We start from the raw sequence: 18089 nt of genomic DNA, 5'->3' as shown, positions 1-18089 counted from the left end.
ATTTTTCCATCGTGTATGTAAAACCACATCGTTCACTGGTTGTTATTGGTGTCACAAAACACGATAATATCAAGATCGGATTTTAAGAACGTAATAACTATGACCGAATATGTTTTGTTGTTGGTCGGCACTGTGCTGGTGAACAACTTTGTACTGGTGAAGTTTTTGGGCCTATGTCCTTTCATGGGCGTGTCCAAAAAACTGGAAACAGCAATAGGTATGGGCTTAGCGACAACTTTTGTGCTAACGCTCGCGTCAGTGTGTGCGTATTTAGTGGAAAGCTACATCCTTCGTCCACTGGGTATTGAGTACCTTCGAACCATGAGTTTTATTTTGGTGATAGCCGTTGTGGTGCAGTTCACCGAAATGGTTGTGCACAAAACCAGCCCGACGCTTTATCGCTTGCTTGGCATTTTCTTACCGCTGATCACAACAAACTGCGCAGTATTGGGCGTGGCACTTCTTAACATTAATGAAAACCATAACTTTATTGAATCGATCATCTACGGCTTCGGCGCCGCTGTTGGTTTCTCATTGGTGTTGATACTTTTTGCATCCATGCGAGAGCGCATAGCCGCCGCCGACGTTCCTGTACCTTTTAAAGGTGCATCAATAGCAATGATTACAGCAGGTTTAATGTCACTCGCCTTTATGGGCTTTACAGGTTTGGTGAAGTAAGCGATGAGTACGATTTTAATTGCGATTATCGCGTTAGCGGTTCTGGCTGCGATTTTCGGCGCGATACTTGGTTTTGCTTCTATTCGCTTTAAAGTTGAAGCGGACCCTATTGTGGATCAAATCGACGCCATTTTACCGCAAACTCAATGCGGTCAATGTGGCTACCCTGGTTGCCGCCCTTATGCTGAAGCAATTGCAAATGGCGACCACATCAACAAATGTCCCCCTGGTGGTCAGGCAACAATCGAAAAGCTCGCCGACTTAATGGGTGTTGAGCCAGAAGAATCTGCGCACGATCTCGACAGCAAAATTCCAACCGTTGCGTTTATTCATGAAGACATGTGTATTGGCTGCACTAAGTGTATTCAGGCGTGTCCGGTGGATGCAATTGTAGGCGGAACAAAGGCGGTCCATACCGTAATCAAAGACGAATGTACGGGCTGTGACTTGTGTGTTGCCCCATGTCCGACTGATTGTATTGAAATGATTCCTGTGGCAACGACCACAGAAAGCTGGAAGTGGCAACTTCACTCTATTCCGGTACTTAACATTACGGATGCTGCCGACAATGCAGCGAACGTGAAAGATTCAATTAAGTAAGGTTTCACATGTTGTCTTTGATTGAACAAATTCGTACAGGCGCGCTTTGGGATTTCCCAGGTGGTGTGCATCCGGCAGAAAATAAAAAGCAGTCCAACAAAACTGAACTCGCTCATGCGGCTATCCCGTCAGAAATTGTATTGCCGCTAAAACAGCACATTGGTAAAGCGGGTAACCTACTGGTTGCCGAAGGTGACTACTTATTAAAAGGTCAGCCATTAACGCAATCGGAGACCGGCTTTACGGTTCCAGTGCATGCTCCAACATCAGGTACGCTCACCGCGATTGAGCCACGAACTGTCGCGCACCCTTCTGGGTTAAGTGAGTTGTGCGCAGTCATCACGCCTGATGGGAAAGATGCATGGTGTGAAAGAAACCCCGTCGCAGATTACCAACAAGAAACCCCTGACGCACTGATTGATATTATTCGTCTCGCTGGTATTTCTGGTATGGGTGGCGCAGGCTTCCCTACTGCAAAAAAAATCCAATCAGGTTTTGCTCGTACCGAGATTCTTATCGTTAATGCAGCAGAGTGCGAGCCATACATCACGTCTGATGACAAGCTCATGCAAGAACATGCCGAAGAGCTTATTCAAGGTATCGAAATTGTCGAACATATCCTGACACCAAAGCTCACGATTATTGGCATTGAAGACAACAAACCAGAAGCAATCAAAGCGCTAGAAGCTGCGGCTATAAACAAAGACATCGTTATTCGCGTTATCCCAACTAAATACCCTTCTGGCGGTGAAAAACAGCTGATCAAAATTTTAACCAATAAAGAAGTGCCAAGTGGCGCGATTCCAGCAGATATTGGTATTTTGGTCCAGAATGTTGGTTCTCTTTACGCTATAAAACGCGCAGTCATCGACGGTGAGCCGATGATAAAACGCATCGTGACTCTCACTGGTAAAACCTTCAAACAACCACGCAACGTTTGGGCATTATTAGGGACACCAGTACAAGCACTGTTGGATGAGTTTGGCTATAAAGCAGATAAGAAGTTACAGCGTTTAATTATGGGTGGGCCAATGATGGGCTTTACCCTTCCTCACTCCCAAGTGCCGATTACCAAGACAGCAAACTGTATCCTTGCTCCGACTCGTCGTGAGATCTCTCCGCACCAGTATGAGATGGAATGTATTCGCTGTAGCCAATGTGCAGAAGCGTGCCCTGCTTCGCTGCTGCCTCAACAACTGCAATGGCATGCAAAAGCTGAAGAGTATGACAAACTCGAAGAATTAAACTTAAAGGATTGTATCGAGTGCGGCGCTTGTGCGTTTGTATGTCCAAGTGAAATTCCGCTCGTACAGTATTACCGCCAAGCAAAAGCGGAAATTCGCACCAGAACACAAGAAGCGGAAGCTGCTGAGCGAGCGAAGCTGCGTTTTGAAGAGAAGAAAGCGCGTATGGAACGCGAAAAAGCAGAACGTGAAAATCGCTTCAAGAAAGCTGCCGATCAGCGCCGTAAAGAGATGAAGTCTTCTGGCGGCGATGATGCGATAGCAGCAGCAATCGCACGAGTGAAAGCTCAAAAGACAGAAACCACAGAAAAAGCAGAGCCAGCAGTAAAACCAGCCGTAGCGGCAGCCATTGCCAAAGCGAAGGCGAAACAAGCGGCAGCAGCTAAAGCAGGCTCTAGTGAACCTGATAACTCAGAAATGGCAAAACTGCGCGAAGAACGCAAACGTCTTGCTCGCGAACGTAAAGCGCAAAAAGAACAAGGCGAAACGCCAGACAATAACGCTGATGATAAAAAATCGGCAGTTGCGGCCGCCATCGCCCGAGCTAAAGCGAAAAAAGCACAACAAGAAGATTCAACTGAATCTGTAGAATCGGAAACGTCTGCACAGCAAGACGGCGATCCGAAGAAAGCCGCGGTTGCTGCTGCCATTGCACGTGCCAAAGCACGTAAAGCGAAGCAAGCAGACTCAACTGAAGCGGAAGAAGCTGACGCACCTGCTGAGCAAACCGACGATCCGAAAAAAGCCGCCGTGGCTGCTGCGATTGCACGTGCCAAAGCAAGAAAAGCGAAGCAAGCAGACTCAACTGAAGCGGAAGAAGCTGACGCACCTGCCGAGCAAACCGACGCTCCGAAAAAAGCCGCCGTGGCTGCTGCCATTGAACGTGCCAAAGCACGAAAAGCGAAGCAAGCAGACTCAATTGAAGCGGAAGAAGCTGAAGCACCTGCCGAGCAAACCGAAGATCCGAAAAAAGCCGCAGTTGCCGCTGCGATTGCACGTGCCAAAGCGCGCAAAGCGAAGCAAGCAGACTCAACTGAAGCGGAAGAAGTTGAAGCACCTGCCGAGCAAACCGACGATCCGAAAAAAGCCGCCGTGGCAGCTGCCATTGCACGTGCCAAAGCACGTAAAGCGAAGCAAGAAACGCAAACTGAGCCTGTTGAAGACGCAACTTCTGAAGAACCAGAAGTGGATCCGAAAAAAGCCGCGGTTGCCGCAGCAATTGCGCGCGCGAAGGCTCGTAAAGCGAAACAAGCAGACTCAACTGAAGCGGAAGAAGCTGAAGCACCTGCCGAGCAAACCGAAGATCCGAAAAAAGCCGCCGTGGCTGCTGCCATTGCACGTGCCAAAGCGCGTAAAGCTAAGCAAGAAACGCAAACTGAGCCTGTTGAAGAAGCAACTTCTGAAGAACCAGAAGTGGATCCGAAAAAAGCCGCGGTTGCCGCAGCAATTGCGCGCGCGAAGGCCCGCAAAGCGCAACAAGAAGCTAATAAAAATAATACTGAGGAGAACGAGTAGTGTCGTTTTTTATTGCCAGCTCACCGCATACCCACAGTCGTCGTAGTACGCCAGACTTAATGAAATGGGTGGCACTTTGCGCACTTCCAGGTTTAGTAGCTCAAACCTACTTCTTTGGCTGGGGAACGCTTATTCAGCTGATTTTTGCCATCGCAGTCGCTGTATCACTTGAAGCCTTAGTTATGGTCTTCCGTAAACGTTCGCCGATGCGAGCACTACGTGATAACAGTGCGATCGTTACCGCTTGGTTATTAGCCGTTGCTATTCCACCATGGTCTCCGTGGTGGATTATGGTGATCGGACTTATTTTCGCGATCGTAATTGCTAAACACCTATATGGTGGCCTTGGTCAAAACTTATTCAATCCTGCCATGGTCGCTTATGTGGTCTTGTTAATCTCATTCCCAGTGCAAATGACGAGTTGGAGTGCCCCGACGTCACTCATACCTGATCACGTAAATTTTGCAGATACACTCTCTTTAATTTTTACGGGCTATGATTACGACGGCTTATCGCTTCAGCAAGTTCGAACAGGGGTTGACGGTGTGACAATGGCGACGCCACTTGATGCATTTAAGACCGGCATTCATACAGGTGCAACCCCAAGCGAAGTACTGTCGCAGCCAATATTCGATGGATTAGCTGGCATTGGTTGGCAATGGGTAAATCTTGCCTACTTACTTGGTGGTTTAGTGATGATCAAAAAACGTATCATCCAATGGTATATCCCCGTAGGCTTCCTAGCGAGCCTGACGCTATTTAGCCTCGTGTTCAGCTTGCTGACCCCAGGGGAAACTGCGTCGCCAATCTTCCACTTGTTATCAGGTGCAACCATGCTTGGCGCATTCTTTATTGCAACCGATCCCGTGTCGGCGTCTACCACCGTTAAAGGACGTTTGATCTTTGGCGCGCTTATTGGTGCTTTGGTCTTTATCATTCGCAGTTGGGGCGGCTTCCCTGATGGTGTTGCATTCGCAGTGTTACTTGCAAATATGTGTGTGCCACTGATCGATTACTACACCAAACCTAGAACTTACGGTCACTGAGGTAAACATGTTAACCGCTATTAGAAAAAATGGTCTGACACTTGCGATCTTTGCCTGTGCAACAACCGGATTAGTCGCCTTTACTCAGTACCTAACAAAAGACCAAATCAAGATACAAGAACAACAACAATTGCTTTCTGTTTTGAATCAAGTCATTCCAGAAAACATGCATGACAACGCACTCACGCAAGCCTGCACTATGGTCACGTCACCAGAACTGGGGACATTGCGTGCGATGCCAGCCTACCTCGCCACGAAGAATGGTGAACCGACAGCAATCGCAATAGAATCCATCGCGCCAGATGGCTACAATGGTGAGATAAAAGTGATTACTGGGATTGATAATCAGGGCAATATTTTGGGGACACGCGTCCTAAACCACCAAGAAACCCCTGGTCTGGGCGATAAAATAGATCTTCGTGTCACCGACTGGATCCTGAGCTTTACGGGCAAACAAGTCACGGAAAGTAACTGGAACTCATGGAAAGTTCGTAAAGATGGTGGTGATTTCGATCAATTTACTGGTGCAACGATCACGCCTAGAGCCGTCGTAAAAGTGGTGCGAAATACCGTTAACTACGTAAACCAATCTCGTGAAGACATTCTTAGCCAGCCTTTGGGCTGTGAAGGAGAGCAGTAATGAGTGAAAATAAATTGCTGATGAAAAACGGTATGTGGAGCAATAACCCTGCTCTCGTACAGCTGCTGGGTCTGTGTCCACTACTAGCGGTTTCTTCCACGATAACCAATGCCTTAGGTCTTGGTATTGCAACCTTATTAGTGCTGGTCGGCTCCAACGTCACGGTTTCTCTTATTCGTAATTACGTACCAAAAGAGATCCGCATTCCTGTGTTCGTGATGATCATTGCCTCTCTCGTTACCTGTGTTCAGTTATTGATGAATGCCTATGCGTATGGTTTATACCTATCTCTTGGTATCTTTATTCCTCTGATTGTAACCAACTGCATCATTATTGGTCGAGCTGAAGCATATGCTTCAAAAAATGATGTTGCGCCTGCTGCATTAGACGGTTTATGGATGGGGCTTGGTATGACAAGCGTTTTGGTCGTGCTAGGTGCCATGCGTGAGTTAATTGGTAATGGCACACTATTCGACGGGGCAGATCTGCTATTAGGAGACTGGGCATCCGCTCTCCGCATTCAAGTTTTCCAATTTGACAACAGCTTTCTGCTAGCGCTTCTTCCACCCGGTGCATTTATCGGTGTTGGTCTGTTGATAGCGCTTAAAAATGTCATCGATAATTCAGTCCAGGCACGTCAACCTAAAGAAGAAAAACCAACCATAGAACGTGCTCGCGTCACCAACGCATAACAAGATAAGGCTCTGTCATAGGAGCCTTTTTCATAAACCGCAGAGACGGTATTGGAAGTCAGCAATGAACAAAATAAAAAGAATCGAAATTCTTGAGCGATTACGAGAAAACAATCCGAATCCTCAAACTGAGCTTAACTGGAGCTCCCCTTTTGAACTGCTAATCGCGGTATTACTATCAGCGCAAGCAACCGATGTAAGTGTCAATAAAGCCACCGACAAGCTTTTCCCTGTCGCTAATACACCACAAAGTATTCTCGATTTGGGAGTCGATGGCTTAAAAGAATACATAAAGACCATCGGTTTGTTTAACTCAAAGGCAGAAAACACAATCAAGACTTGTAAGATCTTGTTGGAAAAACACAATGGTGAAGTTCCTGAAGATCGTGCCGCGTTAGAAGCGCTACCAGGCGTAGGTCGCAAGACCGCAAACGTCGTGCTCAACACCGCTTTTGGTTGGCCAACTATTGCCGTCGATACGCACATTTATCGCGTGTCGAATCGCACTAAATTTGCGATGGGAAAAACGGTTGATGATGTCGAGCAGAAGCTATTAAAAGTTGTGCCAAAAGAGTTCAAACTCGATGTGCACCACTGGCTCATTCTTCATGGTCGTTATACGTGCGTAGCAAGAAAGCCTCGCTGCGGTAGCTGCATTATCGAAGATTTGTGCGAATATAAAGAGAAAGTATACCCAGATAGCTAAAGCTATTTGTAAATCAAAGCTAGGAGCAAAAAATGTCAAACGGTCGAATTCTCCACACTATGCTTCGCGTAGGTGATCTAGACAAATCCATCAAGTTTTACACTGAAGTTATGGGCATGCAGCTGCTTCGTACTAACGAAAATAAAGAGTACGAATACACGCTAGCGTTTCTTGGTTATGGTGACGAATCCCAAGGTGCAGTGATCGAACTGACTTACAACTGGGGTAAAACTGAGTATGACCTAGGTACTGCTTTTGGTCATATCGCCATTGGTGTTGATGATATCTACACAACTTGCGACGCTATCAAAGCGGCGGGCGGTAATGTGACGCGTGAGCCAGGTCCAGTAAAAGGCGGAAGCACGCACATTGCATTCGTAAAAGACCCAGATGGTTATATGATTGAGCTTATTCAAAACAAGCAAGCTTCAGCAGGTCTTGAAGGCTAAGCGGCACTTCTAATAATCACTTGTACTGCAAGTTGAACTCCGATTACAGGCAGGTCTGCGATCTGCCTGTCCTTTTATAAACAAAACCCTTTACTTGATAATAGTTATCGTTTAGATTTATCCGCAACTTCGATATGCGGGATTACGATAATGATCAGTGAATGGGAAAAACACACACTTCTAGCCGATACGGCACTTCAACTAGATGACCCTGTTCGCAGCATTCTTCATTACCAGCAAGCCCTAAGCCTGAGTGAAGATATTAGCGAATGTGTGGAAATTGAGGCGGACGAGCGATTATTAATTTCTGTGATTTCTTGTCATAACTTAGCTCAGTTCTGGCGTTGGGCCGGAGATACTGACTATGAACTCAAATACCTTCAACTGGCCTCTGAGAAGGTCTTAACACTTATCCCACAATGCCCAAATAAAGAGTGTGCAAGCTTTATCGACTCGATAGGATGCTGTACTAAGGCGTTGATAGACTTTATGAAGCGTCACCCTAATCCGGCTATTGCCAAACAGGTTGAAAAAATCGATACCGCCACCAATTGCGAAGTCATTGCCAAATTCCGCTTAAACTAACATTCAAATTATACAGCAGGAATCACCGAAACGTGCTTGGCAAAATACCACTAAAATATTATTAACAACGTCAGTAAATCAAAAATGCCGAAGCTTTCAGCTTCGGCGTTTTTATATGCATCACACTTGGGTTCGCCCTAGAGATATCACGACTCGGCGGTTTTTGTCTTTTCCTATTGGCGAACCGTTATCTGCAATAGGACGACGCTTGCCGTACCCTTGCACTTGAATTCGATCTTCCGGTAGCCCTAGAGACTGAAAATAGTCACGAAGTGACTCTGCACGTCGCTCTGATAAACTTTGACTCGCACTTTTACCATCGGTTGAATCTGTGTACGTCGCCACCAGCACGAGATCGATATCTTGATTATGTCGGATATAATCTGCAATTTGTGATAAACGCTTTTTAGAAGCCTTGGTTAACTGATCACCTTGTCTTTCGTAGTGCAAAATCGTAAAAGCAATGTCCTCGAAACTGTATTTCAATAAGTTGGAAATACAGTCGCTAAACGCGTTGTACTTGTTTTGAAACAGTACTGATGACAATGCGACTTCAATTCTCTGATCTCGGCTCTGCCAATCTTGGTAACTAAAAGTCGGATAACGGCCTTTTTCCAGCTCAGACAAAATGCCCCATGCTGTTTGCCCTCCGACATAACCATCAAACTGTTTAAAAAACTTTAGGTTTGTAATTCGATCGGCGTGTTCACCTGGCCGCCAAGGTGGCGGCATAGAAATGAGACTGACGTTACGTGTTTCTCCCATCGGACGACGCATTTTTAACTCAAAGTCTAAATTGATTTTTTTATTTGCACGAGATGAAAATACCGCATCTCCAAAGCTTGGAATAGGGTGTACAAGCTGACATTCTAATGGTGTATTGACCACCATTTCCCATTGAGATTGCTGCGGAGTTGCAGCATAACGTTTGCCCATCAAAGCGAAGCTGCTTGTGCTAAACAACGAAAATACAACACCACTGGTAATCAGCCATTTCTTCATCTAATACTGTCTCTTAAACGGCAGTCTGTTGCCGTCAAATTGCATCAATAAAACCACTTCAACGGGCATGCAAAAATCTCGCCAATATCGGAATATCTGTCACACTGCCATTAATGTGAGCCACCGTGTTCCAATCACCTTAACCGCCACTTAGCGTTTTACTTACTCATGTTTTATCGGTTTACATGATGCAAAGTATGGCGAATAAACGTCTACATAATATGCAATACAAACTTATTGATTGGATGCAAAATAGAATTCCGGTTTTCTCTTAAATTGCGGTTTTTCTCATCGGTATAATCTGCAATAATGCAGCCTTCGTCACACAAAAATAAGCCAACATGACACTAGAAAATGAAGCTCTAACCTTGAAAAAACGCTTTCGTGGTTATTTCCCTGTGGTAGTAGACGTTGAGACCGCTGGTTTCAATGCTCAAACTGATGCACTTTTAGAAATCTGTGCCGTTACGTTGAAAATGGACGAACATGGCGTGTTGCATCCGGCCTCCACCATTCATTTTCATGTGGAACCATTTGAAGGCGCTAACTTAGAAAAAGAAGCGCTTGAATTCAATGGTATTCGTGACCCTTTCAGCCCTCTTCGAGGTGCTGTTTCTGAGCAAGAGGCGCTAAAGGAAATTTATAAGCTTATTCGCAAAGAACAAAAAGCCGCAGATTGCTCACGTGCAATTATGGTTGCTCATAACGCAGCATTCGACTTGGGTTTTGTAAATGCAGCAAATGAACGCTGTAAACTAAAAAGAGTCCCTTTTCATCCCTTTGCTACTTTTGATACGGCTACATTAAGTGGCCTTGCTTATGGCCAAACAGTTCTCGCTAAAGCATGCAAAACAGCCGGGATGGAATTTGATAACCGTGAAGCACACTCTGCGCTTTACGATACACAAAAAACAGCAGAATTATTCTGCGGTATTGTCAACAAATGGAAGGCCCTCGGCGGTTGGCCGCTTGTCGACGAAGAATAATAAGTAAACACAACATATTAGGAAAAGTATGAATCCTGTCGTTATATCAGTGTGCGTCATGCTCGTGTTAGCATTGATGCGCGTAAACGTGGTGGTTGCCCTCACGTTTAGTGCCATCGTAGGCGGCCTAGTCGCAGGCATGAGCCTTGGGGATACGGTTACCGCATTTGAAAGTGGTCTAGGTGGCGGTGCAACTATCGCGCTAAGCTACGCCATGTTAGGTACTTTCGCTGTTGCCATCTCGAAATCAGGCATCACGGATCTACTGGCCAAAAGTGTTATCAAGCGCTTAAATGGCAAAGAAAACTCCGCTTCCACTACTGGCTTAAAGTACGCCGTGTTGGTGGCATTAGTGTTTGTTACGATGTCGTCTCAGAACGTAATTCCGGTCCATATCGCCTTTATTCCAATTTTGATTCCACCTCTTTTGGGCGTATTTGCGAAACTTAAACTCGACCGACGTTTGGTCGCGTGTGTTCTTACCTTCGGTTTGATCACTCCTTACATGATCTTACCTGTTGGTTTCGGCGGTATTTTCTTAAACAACATTCTATTAAAGAACCTACATGACAACGGTTTGGAAAACGTGGTTGCAAGCCAAGTCCCAACCGCCATGTTACTGCCAGGTGCAGGAATGCTGTTTGGTCTATTACTGGCTATCTTTGTTAGCTATCGTAAACCGCGTGTCTACAAAGAAACTGAGTTGACTGTCGTTGACGAAACCGATCATGTCATCAATAAAAAGCACATCTTAGTTGCGGCACTTGGTATTGTCGCTGCATTGGGTGTTCAGCTTTACACGGGTTCAATGATTATCGGTGCTCTAGCTGGCTTTATGGTGTTTACTTTCGGCGGCGTTATTGCATGGAAAGAGACGCACGACGTGTTCACTAAAGGTGTACACATGATGGCAATGATTGGCTTCATCATGATTGCAGCGGCAGGTTTTGCAGCAGTAATGAAGCAAACTGGCGGTGTTGAAACACTAGTACAATCGCTATCAACCAGCATCGGTGACAATAAGCCTTTAGCTGCACTACTGATGCTGATCGTTGGTCTGTTGGTAACAATGGGCATTGGTTCATCGTTCTCTACGATTCCAATCCTTGCAACGATCTATGTGCCTCTTGCACTAGCATTCGGCTTCTCGCCGATGGCAACGATTGCACTGGTAGGTACTGCGGCTGCGTTAGGTGATGCAGGCTCTCCAGCTTCTGACTCTACATTAGGCCCTACATCTGGTCTAAATGCCGACGGTCAACATGAGCACATTTGGGAAACAGTCGTTCCAACCTTTATCCATTACAATATCCCTCTAATCATCTTTGGTTGGATTGCAGCAATGGTGCTTTAATACTATTGTTTGGATGGATATACATTTAGTTACGAAAAAGCCGCTCAATGAGCGGCTTTTTGTTATTCATAACTGTGGTTATTGCGCTGGCATATTGTCAATAATACGCTCACGAATCAGCTTCAAGGTTGGTTCTGTCGACAGGTAATCGATGGCAATCGGAAAATAAGCGTCGTTAATTTTAAGAACCAAGCTAGGGTAAGAGTTCACACCTAGGCTCTTTGCAAGGCTCAATTGATCTTCGAACACACCCTCTAAGAAAGAGCCGTCCATATCATTCTTGAATTGCTGAACATTCAAGCCAATTTCTCTCGCTAGTTGCAAGTGAGTGGCTTCTTCATGAGGAGGCATCGCACGTAAGTAATACGCATGCTGAATCGCTTCTAGCATCTGCTCATAAGAATCTTGAAAGCCCGCTGCAATAACCGCACGACAAGATTGGTAAGTGCTTCTAACTGGCGTACAAAGCTTCCAGAAATCGTAGTTAAACTTAGTGCCTAACTGGCGCTCAATCTGCTTCCAAATACCTTCGAGTTTTTGTTGCATCTCGGGCGGCATCGGTAAATTAGTATCTGGCGCAAGACCACCAACCACATACTCAAACTGAATCACACCTGGCAGTTGCTGTTTTAGTTTATCCAGCGTTGGTTTGTAACCCCAACACCAACTGCACATTGGGTCATGCACGTAGTAAAGCTTTATATCCACTTTAATAATTAAACCTTTAAAATCATTTAGTTAAATCAAACAAAAACATTAAGTGGCGATGAAGTGGCGACACATTTAAATCTAATTGCTTGGTTTAGGCTTCGAAGTTAACAAGCTGTCCGGCAAAGAAGCAGGCTTTGGCTCTTCTCATGCACTTCCCACGAAAACAGAGATTTCTTACCGTTAACTTCAAAGTCATTTCAAAATCTCAGAGTAATTATACAGTCTCATAAATTGAAAAACTTATTTATCTTGGCAATTCGCCTTCAAGCCAGTCTATATAAGGCTTCGTAAGCTTCACAATTGATCGTCTCTTTCTTCTTTTGATCGTCTTCATTTATGAAGAAAAACACACTCACCCTATGATTTTCAAACACTTACCAATCACCACCTGATCTTTCCAGATCATTAAAATTGCAATTTCCTGAAATTCTTTTCAACTTTTGAAATTTCTAAAATGACTCTAGAGGCGATTCTTAGAGGTCTGGGGGGATTCTCGAACCCCGCTATGGCTAAGGCTTCGCTTGATATCTACCGTGTTACGTAAACAGCTGAATTTCGACATTTAAGAATTGCGAAAAAACTAGATCGAAAACGTCGCAGGTGGGGAGGAGGAGTGCGGATTCCGTCACCCAGAGGCTGCTTTACGTCACCGCTGTCGCTTAGGCTTCATAGCTCTTAATCGGTCGTGGAATTAAGGCAAGATGGTCAAGATAAAAGAAAAGCGCCCTTGGTGGGCGCATGTTATGGCTAGAATCGGTTTCTAGATTATTGGATGTTCTCCGGCAGAACTGCCACTCGATATGTTTGCCCTGGCATTTTGTGTAATTTCGTCATACACAGCATTGGCGATCGCTTCTGCCATCTTTCCTGCCATGGCGAATTCACCTGTTAGAACGAACCCTTGTGCTTGGAGTTCGCTTTCCAACTTCGCTTTGAGAGATTCTTTACTCATTGCCATGTTACTTACCTGCCTTAACTGTCGATGATAAATCAGAGTGAGGTTTGCCTGTGTAAGCACAAATGCAGTCACCTTGCACAACCCCTTTACCGCCATTCATGGTGATGAGGTCAGCGACTTCTATGATTTTCTTGGCAGTCGTGGTTTTGTTGTTTGTGATTTCTTCTATTTTGTCTTCCAACACTTTGATGCGTTGGTTTAAACATTCGGTGATGTTGTCTTTGTCGGTCTTGCTTTCAAAGTTACCTTCTTCGTCGACCAACTGGTAAACACCTTGGCGTTGTTGGTATCGGCTCTCGCCTTGCTTAATCGCGGGTAACTTGAATCCCAATGGCAGAACACAACGAATAAAAGGCTTATCCGGTTGGCCGAACATAAAACCGATTTCTACAATGCTTCCGATTGCCGGTGGCTCAAGTCTACCGGCGTATTCACCTACACCTGGTATTGGAAGTGGTACCGCCTGAAGTGGTGATTTATCTTTGAACTCCACACCCTTTTCATCGAGCAGCTGAACATCCACGGCGTAATGCGGGTAAAAGCGATCGGACATGTCGCCCTCTTCTGGCAGCTCAGGTAACGCCACGACCTTCCCCCATCGAGGTAAATGCCAACGGCCAGTCAGCTCTGGGAACAGTCGGAAGATGATCCGCTTAATTGCATTTACGTCCATGTCAATTTCACCTCTGTTCCTTGAAAATCAACTCCCACCAAACGTAAGCCGTTGACAATTGCGCCAGGTCTTAACTTTGGAATGGCGGGAACTTTTACCGATTTCGACGCAGTTCGGTTGGTCATTAGATTGTCTGGAATGGTCACCGGCTTATCAGCCCAGTAAGAGTCTTTCCAACTGCCCACGTAGATCTGACCATTGCCTTGTTGCTGCCAAAACAGATCTTCAATCCCGAAGGCTTGAGACAGCTCGTCCATCACTCGATAGCCATTACCGTCGCTGTAAAAACAAGGGATAGATGTTTTGCTGTAGGCCGCTTCTGGTACCACAAACTGCAGCCCTGTTTTGTTGGTTACATCGCTTAGTAATTGCATCAAGGTTGGGTGCCTAAGCGTGACATTAAGTGGTTTGAAAAGGAGCGCTGCTAGTTCGCGACAAAACAATTCTGACCATCCTTTTTCTGCGGGTTGAACTCTTTCAACATACCCAAGAAAAACGCGAGAGATGCTATCTCCCCAACCAATATCGACAGCAACAATAGTGTTCACCATAGGCGAACCTTCTACCTTAATTGTGCAACGCGCTGGCGTATTCACATCAAAAAGAACACGATGGTCTTTGGCTTTCACCTTTTGACTACCCAGATAAGCACGGCAGGAAAATTTGTTATTTATCGTCACGATTCCCCCTTAACCCAAGGCCTCGTCTATGGCCTTAAGCACTTTCATCACTCCCGTCAGCTCAATGCTGGTACCCGGTGGAACCTCTTCGCTCGAACCCGACTCAACCGGAGTCGTAACCCCTTGAACCTGTTGTTGCGTTGCAGGTTGGTCTTGTTGACGCTGTTCAACCCGCTCCGGCACCGAAAGATGCTCAACTAACTCAAACGCTACGTTCCATTGTCTGAGGCTTTCTTGTTCATCGGCCCGAATAGTGCCTTGGAACTTCACCTCACGAACTTTAAGTGTCGATGCGGTTTTATTGCTAACACGGTAGATTTGGCGAGCGCTATCTTGCTGCCCACTGGCCATATTGAAAAGATTGCTCAGGCTCTCTGACTTGCTGAAAGGAATGATGCCACTCACCGCCAACACCTTGCCCTTGTTACCTGTTTCCGCTTGGTCAGTCGATGAGGACTGGCCGGACATATCTTGTCCTGCGAGCTGTTGGCGAACGCTAATGCGCAGGTTCTTGAGTGAGATTTGTATACCGTTAAGACTCAACATCTTGACTCGAAGTCTCCACCAACACCCCTAGATTATTGTCCCAAATGAAGACGGGAGAAGAGCAGCAGCGGCTTAATTGGTCGTTGTCAATTTCGCACTCACCACAACCGTTACAGCAGCAATAGCTTTCCCCTTGTTTTAACTCTCTGATCATCATCGTTACCTTGTCGAGTTAGCAACTATTGGTTGATTGTTTAAGCCATTAACATTCGCGTCAGCATGCTTCTCAATGTTGAATACGTTGACTTCTCCAGTACAGGTTACCGAAGAGCCACCTTGAACTAGATTTTCTAGCTTCGTGATACCAAGCTTACCGCTTAGCTGAGAGCCCACTAATGAGATTGCAGACTTGACCGCGATTCGATTCACTTGACCATCAACGCCATTAAACCAGTAGTGGAAACCCGTAGCCCCTCGTGTTGAGGCGGTCACATTCATAGATAAGTCGAAATCATCTACCTTCAATCCACTAAAGTAAGCAAGCGTCCTTCCCGAAGAGCCAGATGGCGCACCTTGGATGGTCGCGTTAACTTCAATTTCGAGCTTACCTCTCAACACTCCATTGGCAGCAGAAGCGGAGGTGAACACACTGTGATTCACTTCATCGCCATTTTGACTGGATGCTCTCACGATTCTTGTTCTACCTAGGTCCACATCAACTGAGGACCCAGTAACGCTCATCGTTACGCGACCATCAGTGATAATTTCGGCCTGTGTTAGCTTTGCATTTTTGCCAAGAATGTAATGAGAGCCAGCGACGGGAGTCGCGGTAATGTCGACATCGATGGCACCAACAGTCGTTGAACCATTGGAGATTTCCATTCGCCCGTTGCAGGTAATGTCTCCAACAGTGTTATGTCCAATATTTTCTGAGGCCGTGAGAACGGTAGAAGCAAAGAGCCCCGTAACGTTGCCAGCTTGACACTTATCCGCATTAAAAAAGTACACAGCAGCCCCTTGTGGAGAATTGTCATTTAATCCACGGCCTAATAAGTTCCCCACTTGGCAAGAAACCGCTTGCTCTCCAGCACCTCCAAAAATGACGCCATAAGCCCCAGCACCATCGAAAATATCGCCGCATTGGTTACCATTGCCTTTCATCCATACATTTCGTTCAGCAGGACCTTCGGAATAAATATCACCAAATTTAAGGTTCTTCGCGGTACCTAAACATTCCACTACCGCAAATAAGGTATATTTTTCAGATTCTTCTTGCGGGTTAAAGGACCAAATATCGCCAAATTTCACGCCAGGAAATGAAGCCCCCTTGACGATGCGTTTGTAAACGTTTCTACCGATGATGTTGCCAAATGTAATATCGAACTGTTCTGCTATCTCGGGGGTTTCTGCATACATTCTCACTAAATCAGAATCTTGAACGACACCCAGTCCAGCATCCACAGATTTGATGCCATCACCATATATATCTCCCACCGTCCCATATGATTTGCCAAGCGGCACTTCCGAATCGACACCAACAAGGTAAACCCCACCGACGAAACCTTTACCAATAACCGCACCATCATCATCTTGTAGGATGTTGAAGAATTTTTGGTTACCGACACTAAAGTTCTTCGCTCCGTAAGCTGGAATTTTCAAAGGGTATGTTTGAGTGGATGTTTTACCGTGAAAGTTGCGATAAATCATATCGCCTATTTGAGCATTGATTGATGGCGTAGCAATACTAACTGGGTAAGCAGTATGATCTTCATCTAGGCCATCAACATCAAAGTTCTCAAGCTTGCAGCCACTAGAAACGGTTGCAAAATAGTAGTTGCCTATGAGTTGGATTTTCGCCCAACCTCCATCCCACTTGGCGGTATTGGTTAAATTAAAGCACTGGCTAACCGTGTATGTAGTGTCACAGCGGCCTAATACCTTGCCAGCATAAGATTGAGCAAAATCAAATGCAGCGTCATCTAAGTCGACACCATTTCCATAGGCACCAAACGACTCGAAATATTTTGTGTTTGACGCTTCCTGCAAAAAGAGCCCAGTGCCCTCAATGGGTAAACAAAACTCACCTGGGGTCATTTGGCCTACGACAGTCCAAGCTTGGTTGATTGTCGCATTAAACCGTTTTGTATTGATTCTCATGCCGATAAACGGTTTAAAGTACTTTCGTGCCCCTCTCAGCGCATGCTCAACAGAATCAAATTCAAAACTGCTCTTAACTTGCCGAATGTCGCTTAAACTATCATCAGCGTGTATCTCAGCAATTTTGCATATGAAATGCTGAATATCTTTACCCGTTGAAGAGTCAACGTAATTGTCTTTTTCTTCCTCGGTAATGACGAAATCAAACACGGTGATCTGCTCGCCTGTCGGAGAGCCTTCACGATAAGCATCTATGTAGATAAACGATGGTTTTTTCGACACTTGAACGCTGCGGTCAAACTCCATGCTGACACGGTTGCCCGACACATAACCAGCCCCCGCTTTGATGTTGTACGCACTACCCGATGTCGTCACCAAAAAGCCGTCTTCGATAAACCAATCTTTACCACTTTGGTCGATGATGGACTGTGCTACATCGCTGTCCATTTTCTTCATACGGTCGGTGGCGTTGTACTGCCAGCTTGAGGCATCCACACTGATGTTGGTGATTTCCGCGATGTCTTTGTATTCAAGGACAACCGAACGCACCAAAGTATTACCCGCTACACCAGGCTCATCTGCCGTCTTTGGTGTTAACGCATGATGATCAATGGTCACTAATACATCGTATTCAGAGCAGTACGCCCCGGTCCAGTTAAACTGAAACGGACCAACATGACTGGTCAACGTAGTACTGTAAATGACCGAGTCTGAGGATAGGCGACCTCGTTGTTCAACCTGCTCTTGGTGAACAATATCATTAGTTGGAACCACATCACCGGGTTGTGGGAACTCTGGGCGGTTTGCTACATTCGCAAATATCATCTTGTCGATGATAAGCGGCTTTTCTTCCGCATTGAGCTGTGCCAGCAGTGCTTTACCTGCGGCGGTTAAAATTGACTTATCTGTTGTATTTGCCATGTTTAG

At 45.7% G+C, this 18089-nt stretch carries 18 protein-coding genes; 11 read left to right on the top strand and 7 right to left on the bottom strand.

What is annotated here, in order from left to right; all coding sequences use genetic code 11:
• The first annotated feature begins 99 nt into the window (after nucleotides 1–99).
• From rsxA to R7E00_RS06015, 9 genes are all read left to right on the top strand, one after another.
• Nucleotides 100–678: an electron transport complex subunit RsxA gene (gene rsxA / locus R7E00_RS06055; RefSeq protein ID WP_005380762.1), complete on the top strand. Its 579-nt coding sequence runs from the start codon at nucleotides 100–102 to the stop codon at nucleotides 676–678.
• Nucleotides 679–681: 3 nt separating this feature from the next.
• Complete coding sequence (gene rsxB / locus R7E00_RS06050) at nucleotides 682–1278, top strand: electron transport complex subunit RsxB (RefSeq protein ID WP_005380760.1); 597 nt, start codon at nucleotides 682–684, stop codon at nucleotides 1276–1278.
• A gap of 8 nt (nucleotides 1279–1286) precedes the next feature.
• Nucleotides 1287–4037 (top strand): electron transport complex subunit RsxC, encoded by a 2751-nt coding sequence (gene rsxC, locus R7E00_RS06045; protein ID WP_171342876.1) that lies wholly within the window; start codon nucleotides 1287–1289, stop codon nucleotides 4035–4037.
• Nucleotides 4037–5083 carry an electron transport complex subunit RsxD gene (rsxD, locus tag R7E00_RS06040; RefSeq protein ID WP_054577635.1) on the top strand — a complete coding sequence of 349 codons (1047 nt, stop codon included), beginning with the start codon at nucleotides 4037–4039 and terminating at the stop codon, nucleotides 5081–5083. Before rsxC ends, rsxD begins: the two co-directional genes overlap by 1 nt.
• 7 nt (nucleotides 5084–5090) lie before the next feature.
• Nucleotides 5091–5723, top strand: a complete 633-nt coding sequence (rsxG, locus tag R7E00_RS06035; protein WP_054577634.1) for an electron transport complex subunit RsxG — start codon at nucleotides 5091–5093, stop codon at nucleotides 5721–5723.
• Nucleotides 5723–6415: an electron transport complex subunit E gene (locus R7E00_RS06030; protein ID WP_005396543.1), complete on the top strand. Its 693-nt coding sequence runs from the start codon at nucleotides 5723–5725 to the stop codon at nucleotides 6413–6415. The genes rsxG and R7E00_RS06030 overlap by 1 nt, the downstream gene beginning before the upstream one ends.
• Nucleotides 6416–6479: 64 nt before the next feature.
• Nucleotides 6480–7121: an endonuclease III gene (gene nth, locus R7E00_RS06025; RefSeq protein ID WP_005380743.1), complete on the top strand. Its 642-nt coding sequence runs from the start codon at nucleotides 6480–6482 to the stop codon at nucleotides 7119–7121.
• Nucleotides 7122–7153: 32 nt separating this feature from the next.
• Entirely contained in the window at nucleotides 7154–7570 is a 417-nt protein-coding gene (gene gloA, locus R7E00_RS06020; RefSeq protein WP_005380739.1) for a lactoylglutathione lyase, read from the top strand.
• Between the two features lie 150 nt (nucleotides 7571–7720).
• Entirely contained in the window at nucleotides 7721–8155 is a 435-nt protein-coding gene (locus R7E00_RS06015) for a DUF2753 domain-containing protein (protein WP_005384886.1), read from the top strand.
• 120 nt (nucleotides 8156–8275) lie between these two features.
• On the opposite strand, the gene motY is transcribed toward R7E00_RS06015, so the two are convergent.
• The gene (motY, locus tag R7E00_RS06010) at nucleotides 8276–9157 is read right to left on the bottom strand and encodes a flagellar protein MotY (protein WP_005384887.1); all 882 of its coding nucleotides are present in this window, start codon (nucleotides 9155–9157) and stop codon (nucleotides 8276–8278) included.
• Between the two features lie 341 nt (nucleotides 9158–9498).
• On the opposite strand from motY, the gene rnt reads away from it, so the two are divergent.
• Both rnt and R7E00_RS06000 read left to right on the top strand, forming a co-directional pair.
• Entirely contained in the window at nucleotides 9499–10143 is a 645-nt protein-coding gene (gene rnt / locus R7E00_RS06005) for a ribonuclease T (RefSeq protein ID WP_005384888.1), read from the top strand.
• Between the two features lie 28 nt (nucleotides 10144–10171).
• A complete protein-coding gene (locus R7E00_RS06000; RefSeq protein ID WP_171342875.1) occupies nucleotides 10172–11497 on the top strand; it encodes a Na+/H+ antiporter family protein in 1326 nt (441 codons plus the stop codon).
• Between the two features lie 78 nt (nucleotides 11498–11575).
• On the opposite strand, the gene R7E00_RS05995 is transcribed toward R7E00_RS06000, so the two are convergent.
• The 6 genes from R7E00_RS05995 to R7E00_RS05970 form a co-directional block, all read right to left on the bottom strand.
• On the bottom strand, nucleotides 11576–12205 hold the full coding sequence (locus R7E00_RS05995) for a DsbA family protein (RefSeq protein ID WP_053304219.1): 630 nt from the start codon (nucleotides 12203–12205) through the stop codon (nucleotides 11576–11578).
• A gap of 763 nt (nucleotides 12206–12968) precedes the next feature.
• Nucleotides 12969–13166: a hypothetical protein gene (locus R7E00_RS05990; RefSeq protein ID WP_140098592.1), complete on the bottom strand. Its 198-nt coding sequence runs from the start codon at nucleotides 13164–13166 to the stop codon at nucleotides 12969–12971.
• Between the two features lies 1 nt (nucleotide 13167).
• Nucleotides 13168–13839, bottom strand: coding sequence for a hypothetical protein (locus R7E00_RS05985; protein ID WP_025518650.1), 672 nt, complete (start codon nucleotides 13837–13839; stop codon nucleotides 13168–13170).
• Nucleotides 13830–14519, bottom strand: a complete 690-nt coding sequence (locus R7E00_RS05980) for a hypothetical protein (RefSeq protein ID WP_065870479.1) — start codon at nucleotides 14517–14519, stop codon at nucleotides 13830–13832. Before R7E00_RS05980 ends, R7E00_RS05985 begins: the two co-directional genes overlap by 10 nt.
• A gap of 9 nt (nucleotides 14520–14528) precedes the next feature.
• On the bottom strand, nucleotides 14529–15065 hold the full coding sequence (locus tag R7E00_RS05975) for an adenine glycosylase (RefSeq protein ID WP_140098596.1): 537 nt from the start codon (nucleotides 15063–15065) through the stop codon (nucleotides 14529–14531).
• 159 nt (nucleotides 15066–15224) lie between these two features.
• Complete coding sequence (locus R7E00_RS05970; RefSeq protein WP_065870477.1) at nucleotides 15225–18083, bottom strand: phage tail protein; 2859 nt, start codon at nucleotides 18081–18083, stop codon at nucleotides 15225–15227.
• Between the last annotated feature and the right edge of the window lie 6 nt (nucleotides 18084–18089).

Origin of the sequence: Vibrio sp. Vb1755 (genome assembly GCF_033338635.1) — a bacterium.
In the GTDB taxonomy this organism is placed as follows: Bacteria; Pseudomonadota; Gammaproteobacteria; order Enterobacterales; family Vibrionaceae; genus Vibrio; species Vibrio alginolyticus.
Note: the sequence above shows the minus strand (reverse complement) of the source record. Positions and strands in the feature narration are given on the sequence as shown.